This is a genomic window from Kitasatospora sp. NPDC056531 (assembly GCF_042794375.1).
Taxonomy (GTDB): domain Bacteria; phylum Actinomycetota; class Actinomycetes; order Streptomycetales; family Streptomycetaceae; genus Kitasatospora.
Genome location: NZ_JBHTTU010000173.1, coordinates 1 through 443, shown reverse-complemented (window position 1 = coordinate 443; position 443 = coordinate 1). Strand labels below are relative to the sequence as shown.

Genomic DNA, 443 nt, shown 5'->3' with positions numbered 1-443 from the left:
CGCCTGGAAGCTGATCGTGTAGAGCACGGCGGAGCGGCAGCCGCGCCCCCGGGCCTCCTCCTCGGCCCGTCGTAGGATCTCGCCGCCCAGCCCGTTCCCCCGCAGCCCGGGCGGCAGGAAGAACAGGTCGACGAAGAACAGCCCGAGCGAGGTGCGCCCGGTCAGCCCGCCGAGCACCCGGTGCGTCCCGGGCTCGCGGACCAGGACGGCGAGCGGCCGGCGGTCGTCGACTCCGCTGCGCTCGACGTTGAAGCGGTCCAGCGCGTCGGAGACCAGTGCGAGGTCCGCGGCCGCGGGGGCGTCGGTGACGACCAGGTCGGGCCGCGGCGATCGAGCGGTGGTCGGGTGGGCTGTGGTCATGGCTCCTCCGGTGCGCGGGCACGGGCGGCCCGGTGCGCCCGGGAACGCTACGACGGGGGGGGGCCGGCGGGAACGGGAAAGCG

General features: G+C 76.3%; 1 protein-coding gene. It reads right to left on the bottom strand.

Annotated features, from left to right (window positions below):
* Positions 1-360: GNAT family N-acetyltransferase (locus tag ACFQ87_RS43225; protein WP_380616504.1), on the bottom strand; the 360-nt coding region annotated here is incomplete at its 3' end.
* Positions 361-443: the final 83 nt, after the last annotated feature.